Origin of the sequence: Sphingobium sp. PNB (assembly GCF_019873065.1) — a bacterium.
In the GTDB taxonomy this organism is placed as follows: domain Bacteria; phylum Pseudomonadota; class Alphaproteobacteria; order Sphingomonadales; family Sphingomonadaceae; genus Sphingobium; species Sphingobium fuliginis.
Genome location: NZ_JAINEZ010000073.1, coordinates 20788 through 27616, shown reverse-complemented (window position 1 = coordinate 27616; position 6829 = coordinate 20788). Strand labels below are relative to the sequence as shown.

At 67.5% G+C, this 6829-nt stretch carries 7 protein-coding genes; 5 read left to right on the top strand and 2 right to left on the bottom strand.

Features of this window, described 5'->3' with window-relative positions:
• Window positions 1-232: 232 nt before the first annotated feature.
• Genes trpD through glp form a run of 4 tightly spaced genes read left to right on the top strand, consistent with a single transcriptional unit; the run spans window position 233 to window position 3673 of the window.
• Entirely contained in the window at window positions 233-1225 is a 993-nt protein-coding gene (gene trpD, locus K7W03_RS20325) for an anthranilate phosphoribosyltransferase (RefSeq protein WP_222887169.1), read from the top strand.
• A complete protein-coding gene (gene trpC / locus K7W03_RS20320; RefSeq protein ID WP_222887167.1) occupies window positions 1222-2013 on the top strand; it encodes an indole-3-glycerol phosphate synthase TrpC in 792 nt (263 codons plus the stop codon). The genes trpD and trpC overlap by 4 nt, the downstream gene beginning before the upstream one ends.
• Complete coding sequence (gene moaC, locus K7W03_RS20315) at window positions 2010-2495, top strand: cyclic pyranopterin monophosphate synthase MoaC (protein ID WP_222887166.1); 486 nt, start codon at window positions 2010-2012, stop codon at window positions 2493-2495. Before trpC ends, moaC begins: the two co-directional genes overlap by 4 nt.
• Window positions 2492-3673: a gephyrin-like molybdotransferase Glp gene (gene glp, locus K7W03_RS20310; protein WP_222887165.1), complete on the top strand. Its 1182-nt coding sequence runs from the start codon at window positions 2492-2494 to the stop codon at window positions 3671-3673. The genes moaC and glp overlap by 4 nt, the downstream gene beginning before the upstream one ends.
• An 84-nt stretch (window positions 3674-3757) precedes the next feature.
• Here glp and K7W03_RS20305 read toward each other — a convergent pair whose 3' ends face one another.
• On the bottom strand, window positions 3758-3916 hold the full coding sequence (locus K7W03_RS20305; RefSeq protein WP_165363390.1) for a hypothetical protein: 159 nt from the start codon (window positions 3914-3916) through the stop codon (window positions 3758-3760).
• 153 nt (window positions 3917-4069) lie between these two features.
• Here K7W03_RS20305 and lexA point away from each other — a divergent pair, with 153 nt between their 5' ends.
• The gene (lexA, locus tag K7W03_RS20300; RefSeq protein ID WP_044661822.1) at window positions 4070-4756 is read left to right on the top strand and encodes a transcriptional repressor LexA; all 687 of its coding nucleotides are present in this window, start codon (window positions 4070-4072) and stop codon (window positions 4754-4756) included.
• On the opposite strand, the gene K7W03_RS20295 is transcribed toward lexA, so the two are convergent.
• A complete protein-coding gene (locus K7W03_RS20295) occupies window positions 4747-6819 on the bottom strand; it encodes a ComEC/Rec2 family competence protein (protein ID WP_413469344.1) in 2073 nt (690 codons plus the stop codon). The two genes, lexA and K7W03_RS20295, sit on opposite strands and share 10 nt — an antisense overlap.
• Window positions 6820-6829: the final 10 nt, after the last annotated feature.

The window sequence follows — 6829 nt, the reverse complement described above, 5'->3', positions numbered from 1 at the left end:
CTGATTTGGGTGGATTGCGGACATTCCCCCTCCCGCCTGCGGGAGGGGGAATGTCCGCAATCCACCCAAATCAGCCAGTCCGGCAAACACGCGAAGGCGGGACCGCGGCGGCAAACCCGCAAATCTCGCCGCCTACGACCGCATCGCCTAGCGCACCATATTGCGCTGCCATAACGACTTTCGCGCTTCCCCATCTCGACTCCGGCGCCTTCCCATGATTAAGGCAGCGTCGATGACCCGCCTGCCCGATCCCGCCACCGCACTCGACGCGCAACAGGCCGCAAAGGCTTTCGACCTGCTGTTCGACGCCAACCTGCCGGAAGAGGAGATCGCCGGCTTTCTCGTCGCCATGGCCCGGCGTGGCGAGACGGCAACGGAAATCGCCGCCGCCGCCCGCGCCATGCGTAACCGGATGATCCCAGTCACGGCGCCGGCGGGCACGATCGATGTCTGCGGCACGGGCGGCGATGGCCATCATACCCTCAACGTTTCGACCGCCGTGTCGCTGGTGGTCGCGGCGGCGGGCGTGCCCGTGGCCAAGCATGGCAACCGCGCCGCTTCCTCCAAGGCCGGCGCAGCCGATACGCTGGAAGCGCTCGGTCTGGACCTTGACCGCGCCGCCACGACAGCCGAAGCGACGCTGGCCGATCTTGGCATCTGTTTCCTTTTTGCGCAGAACTATCATCCCGCGCTCAAACGGCTTGGCCCCATCCGCAGGGCGATCGGGGAACGCACCATCTTCAACCTGATGGGGCCGCTCGCCAATCCGGCCGGGGTGCGCCGTCAACTGGTCGGCATAGCGCGTCCGGACTATGTCCCCGTCTATGCGGAGGCGCTTGCGGAACTGGGCGTCGATCATGCGATGATCGTTTCAGGCGACGAAGGGCTGGACGAACTGTCGCTGGCTGGCGGCAATGCTCTGGCGGAGGTGAAAGGCGGCAGGCTGGTTGCGACGCGCCGCCTGACCGCTGCCGAACTCGGCCTGTCCACCCATCCGGTCGAGGCGATCAGGGGGGGCGACCCCGCCTATAACGCCGCCGCCCTGCGCGCCCTGTTGCAAGGCGAAGCGGGGCCTTATCGTGACGCGGTGCTGCTGAACGCCGCCGCCGCCCTTGTCGTGGCCGACGCCGTGTCCGATTTCCGCGAAGGCGTGGAGGAAGCCGCCGAAACCATCGACCGCGGCCTTGCCAACGCGCTGCTCAATTGCTGGATAGCCTATAAATGACGAACAAGCTGATCGAAATCTGCGATGTAAAGCGGGAGGAAGTCGCCCGGCGCAAGGCCGCCACGCCCATTTCCTCGCTTCACGTCCGCGCCGCCGAACAGACGCCTCCGCGCGGCTTCCGCAAGGCGCTGGACGGTGCCGCCCGCTCCGGCTTCGGCCTGATCGCGGAGATCAAGAAGGCCAGCCCGTCCAAGGGACTGATCCGCCCCGATTTCGATCCGCCCGCCCATGCCCGCGCCTATGCGGCGGGTGGCGCGGCCTGCCTGTCGGTGCTGACTGACGAACCCTATTTCCAGGGGCATGACGATTATCTGGTCGCGGCCCGATCGGCCTGCGCCCTGCCGGTGCTGCGCAAGGATTTCATGGTCGATCCCTGGCAGGTGCTGGAAAGCCGGTCGCTCGGCGCCGACGCGATCCTGATCATCGTCGCCGCGCTGGACGACAATCAGATGGCGGAGATAGAGGACGCCGCCCTTGGCCTGGGCATGGATGCGCTGGTTGAAGTGCATGATGCGCAAGAACTGGAGCGCGCGATGAAGCTCCGCTCGCGCCTGATCGGCGTCAATAATCGCGACCTGCGCGACTTCACGGTCGATTTCGCCCGCACCTACGAACTGGTCGGACAGGCTCCAGAAGGATGCACCTTCGTTGCGGAAAGCGGCATCGGCAGCCATGACGACCTGATCGCCATGTCGGACCATGGCGTGCGCTGCTTTCTGGTGGGGGAAACCCTGATGAGGCAGGCGGATGTCGAAACCGCCACGCGCAGGCTGCTGACGGGGCGATGAGCAAGCTCACCCATCTGGACGAGGAAGGGTCGGCCCATATGGTCGATGTTTCCGCCAAGGCGACGACCGCGCGCAAGGCTGTCGCGAGCGGCCGCATCAGCATGAGTCCCGATGCAGCAGCAGCGATCGAGCAGGGATTGGTGAAGAAGGGCGACGTGCTGGCCGTGGCCCGCGTGGCGGGCATCATGGCGGCCAAGCGGACCGCGAACCTCATCCCGCTCTGCCACCCGATTCCGCTCAGTTCGGTCAGCATCGACCTCGATCTCGACGGCAGCGGCGTGACCGTGACGGCGACCGCGAAGACCGCCGGTCAGACCGGCGTCGAGATGGAGGCGCTGACCGCCGCGTCGGTCGCGTTGCTGACGGTCTATGACATGGCCAAGGCGCTGGACAAGGGCATGATCATCAGCGACGTGCGCCTGCTGGCCAAGAGCGGCGGCAAGTCCGGCGACTGGACGGCTGGGGACGGGCCGGCGTCATGAGCCTGCTTCCGGTCGCGGAGGCGCAGAGCCGCCTGATGGCGCTGGCAAGGCCGCTGCCGACGGAGCATATGCCCATTCCCGCCTGCGCCGGACGATGGCTGAAGGAAGATGTCGTTGCGCTGCGTGATCAGCCCTGGGCCGATCTTTCCGCCATGGACGGCTATGCCGTGCGCGCCGCCGAATGGCCCGGGCCATGGCAGGTCGCCGCCGAAAGCGCGGCGGGCGGCCCGCCGCCTCCGCCCCTCGAACCCGGCCAGGCCTGCCGCATCTTCACCGGCGCGCCCTTGCCGCAGGGCGCCGACAGCATCCTGATTCAGGAAAACGCCGCGCGCGAGGGGGACATGCTGCGCGGGCTGGAGGAGGCGCTGACGAAGGGGCGTCATGTGCGTCCGGCCGGTTCCGACTTCCGCAAGGACGGCCTTTTGCTGAAGGCCGGCAGCGCATTGGGGGCGGCGCAGATCGCGCTCGCCGTGCTGGGTGGGCATGGGACGCTGCCCGTATCGCGCCGAGCGCGGGTCGCCCTGCTCTCGACAGGCAACGAACTCGTGCCCCCCGGTGCGCCGACGCAGCCCGGCCAGCTTCCCTCCTCCAACGCGCCCATGCTGGCCGCCCTGCTCGCCGGCCTTTCCTGCGATGTCATCGATCTGGGGATCGTGCCGGACGATCTCCCCGGCATGATCCAGGCCTTTGCCCGCGCCAGCCAGGCGGACATCATCGTTTCGACCGGCGGCGCATCGGTGGGCGATCACGACATCGTCCGCCCGGCTTTCGTCCAGGCCGGGGGTTCGCTCGATTTCTGGAAAATCCGCATGCGTCCGGGCAAGCCGTTGATGGCGGGGACATTGGGTTCCGCCGTCTTCCTGGGCCTGCCGGGCAATCCGGTATCGGCCTTCGTGACGGCGACGCTGTTCCTGTTGCCGCTGGTCCGCAACATGATGGGCGCGGCATCGCCCCTGCCCCGCACCGCGCCGGCGACGCTCGCCGCGCCGCTGCCCGCCACGGGGGAACGCGACGATTACCTTCGCGCCTTCCGCACGGAAGCGGGCATCGTTTCCGTGACATCGCAGGACAGCGCCGCCACCGCGGCCATGGCGATGGCCGACTGCCTCATCCTGCGCCCCGCCGGCTCTGCTCCGGCTGCCGCCGGCGATCACGTCACGGTTCTTCCCCTCGCATAAGGAAAGGGGCCGCCGCGCGACCCCTTCCAGTGCAGTCCTGACGGATGGCGGCGATGTCAGCCCTGCTGGACCGCCGCCGTTCCTTCAGCGCTGCTGCTTGCCGGGCGACTTGTCCTGACGACGTTCATCGCCCATCTGGCCCTGCCGGTCTTCCTGCTGCTGCTGGCGTCCACCCTGGCTGGAGCGGTCGCCGCCCTGCTGGTCGCGACGTTGACCGCCGCCCTGGTTGTTCTGGTTGGCCATCTTTCTCTCCTATTCACCTTCTTCGTGGAAGGCAGGCGTTAAACGGCCTGGGGCCTCCCGCGTTCCAGCAAAAGCGCCCAACGGTTAGGCGCTTGACTTGCCCCGTTCCGTTTCCTATGCGTTCTCCATCCGTTCCAAGGAGGGCAAGGCGAGATGTTGACACCCAAGCAACAGGAATTGCTGAGCTTCATTCAGACCCGGCTGGAGGAGGGAGGCGTATCCCCCTCTTTCGAGGAGATGAAGGAAGCGCTGGACCTGCGGTCCAAATCCGGCATCCACCGCCTGATCAATGCGTTGGAGGAACGCGGTTTCATCCGCCGCCTGCCCAATCGCGCCCGCGCACTGGAAGTGCTCAAGCTGCCCGACGCCATGCATCGCGCTCCCAAGGTCGTCGTGCCTGCCAAGCCGCCGCTGACGCCCGGTCCGGTGGCCAGCAGACCCCCGGTCGCCGCCAACGACATATTGGAGATTCCGCTGCACGGCCGGATCGCGGCGGGCGTACCGATCGAGGCGCTGGAGGGGCAGAACATGCTTTCCGTTCCTGCCGCGCTGCTGGGCACCGGGGATCATTATGCGCTCGAAGTGGCGGGGGATTCAATGGTCGAAGCGGGCATTCTGGACGGCGATTTCGCGCTTATCCAGCGCACCGACGTCGCGCGCGAGGGGCAGATCGTGGTCGCCCTGATCGACGAAAATGAAGCGACGCTGAAATATTTCCGGCGTGAGGGTCCGAAGGTCAGGCTCGATCCCGCCAACAGCGCCTATGAACCGCAGATCTACGACCCTCGGCAGGTCCGCATCCAGGGCAAGCTGGCCGGGTTGCTGCGCCGCTATAACTGATGCTTCCTGTATTCGCGCGGCCGGCTGGAAGGCCGCGCGACCCAAGGGTGCTCGTCATGCCACGCCTTCGCGCTGCGCATGGTGCCATGGTCCAGATCGATGGTCAGGCCACCCGTCCTGGCGAGGAAGCGTCGATCCACCTTCAGCCAGCGTGGGCGACAGGCGCCCGGCAGGCGGCGGTCGCTGACGACGATGTCTGAATAGGCGCAATCCCGCGCCAGTATCGCATTATCGATCCTCACGCTGCTTCGCGTCAGCAGCAGGTTCCAGTTCCGGCCCCCTCCCTTCAGGCGAACGGCGCATAGATCGGGAGAACAGCGGGCCTGGGGCAGCGCCGTCAATGCCTGCAAGATACCGTCATAACCCGCGCTTTCCGCCATGACCTCGCGCGCATAGCCGCCGGCGCGAGCCCGCAGCATCGCCATGCCGCCATCGGCAGTGCGCACCGCGACATGCCGGCCGTCCCCGCTTATCAATATGGCGGGCATCGGGCTGGTCAGGACCATCATGACGCCGGTGGTCACGGGCATCAGACCCGCCCAGCGCCACCGGCTTCGCCATAGCAGGCACCACAGCATGCCCAGCAGCATCAGGCCGAACACTACGCCCGATTGGGCGGGCGCCAGTACCACCGCCCAAGGGCTGGACGCCACGCCATGGGCAATCAGCAACAGCAGGTCGATCGATCGCGCGGCAAGCCACCAGAAGGGCGCACCCCACCCGCCGAGATCCAACAGCAAGGCCGTCGCCTCCAACGGCATGACCACCAGCGTCGTAAGCGGTATGGCCACCAGATTGGCGATCGATCCCAACATGCCCGCCTTGTGGAAATGGAACAGCGCGATCGGCGCCAGCACCAGCTCCACGACCAGGCCGGTCGCCAGCATGCCCGCAAGATTGCGCCCGATCCGGCGCCCCACCCCTTCGTCACGCGGCGCGAGAAAGGCACGGAAGGCCGGATGCTCGCCCAGCGACACCAGGGCTATCACGGCCGCGAAGCTCATCTGGAAACTCGGCCCCACCAGTGCTTCTGGCCAGAGGATCAGCACCACCAGCGCCCCCGCCGCCACGAGCCTGAGCGTGATCGCGTCCCGCCCCATCGCCAGTCCGCCCAGCACAAGCAGGGCAGCGACGCAGGATCGCACGGTCGGCACCTCTGCGCCAGTCAGAAGCGTATAGCCGATGCCCGCCAGAGCGCCGCCGCCCGCGGCCAGCAGCATCAGCGGCCAGTCGAGAGCCGCCCGGCGGCTGAGCGCCATCATCCGCATCAACAGGAAGATCACCGCAGCAATCAGGGCCGTGACATGCAGACCGCTGATCGACAGCAGATGCGCAAGGCCGCTCCGCCGCATCGCCTCCGCATCTGCCTGCGCGATCGCGCCCTGATCGCCGGTGGCCAGGGCAGCGGCGATGCCGGCGCCCTGTCCCGGAACGCGCTCCAGAATATGCTCGAACAGACGCGCCCTCAACCGGGGGCCGGCCGTGGCCGGCCGCAGGACCGTAACCGGCGGCAGCACACGCCCGGTCGCGCCGACGCCCTCGAAATAGGCGCGGCGCGCAAAATCATAGCCGCCCGGCAGGCTGGGCGGCGCAGGCGGCATCAGCCTTGTGCGGAAGGCTATGATGGCTCCCTCTCCGACCCCCGGCGGCATCGACGCATCGTCAAGATTGACGCGCACCAGGGGCGGCAGGGCAGGCACGCCGACAGGCCGGACCAGCACGCGACTCATGTGCTGCGCGGGCAGCCTTTCGACCGACCGGACCTCCCCCTTCAGCGAGATGAAGGCCGGGCGGTCGAGGGGCGGCGATCCGACGATCGTCGCTTTCCCCCAGACCAGCAGGCACCCCGCACAGGCAAGAATGCCACCGACGACGATCGCCTGACGCACCCGGCCACCGGGCGGCAAAAGCAGCGCGGCGCAGGCGACCGCAAGCGTCACGCAGCAAAAGGCCAGCCATTCCAGCCGATTAGGCAGAAGGAACCAGGCCGCGATTCCCGCAGCCAGGGCGACCGGAACCCATAGCGGCAACCGTTCGCGCTCCTCCTCCAGCCACAGCTCCACGCCGCGCCAA

Excerpts from the sequence above, each read along its gene's own strand:
- trpD (WP_222887169.1), top strand. The coding sequence starts at position 233 with ATGACCCGCCTGCCCGATCCCGCCACCGCACTCGACGCGCAACAGGCC.
- trpC (WP_222887167.1), top strand. The coding sequence starts at position 1,222 with ATGACGAACAAGCTGATCGAAATCTGCGATGTAAAGCGGGAGGAAGTC.
- moaC (WP_222887166.1), top strand. The coding sequence starts at position 2,010 with ATGAGCAAGCTCACCCATCTGGACGAGGAAGGGTCGGCCCATATGGTC.
- glp (WP_222887165.1), top strand. The coding sequence starts at position 2,492 with ATGAGCCTGCTTCCGGTCGCGGAGGCGCAGAGCCGCCTGATGGCGCTG.
- K7W03_RS20305 (WP_165363390.1), bottom strand. The coding sequence starts at position 3,916 with ATGGCCAACCAGAACAACCAGGGCGGCGGTCAACGTCGCGACCAGCAG.
- lexA (WP_044661822.1), top strand. The coding sequence starts at position 4,070 with ATGTTGACACCCAAGCAACAGGAATTGCTGAGCTTCATTCAGACCCGG.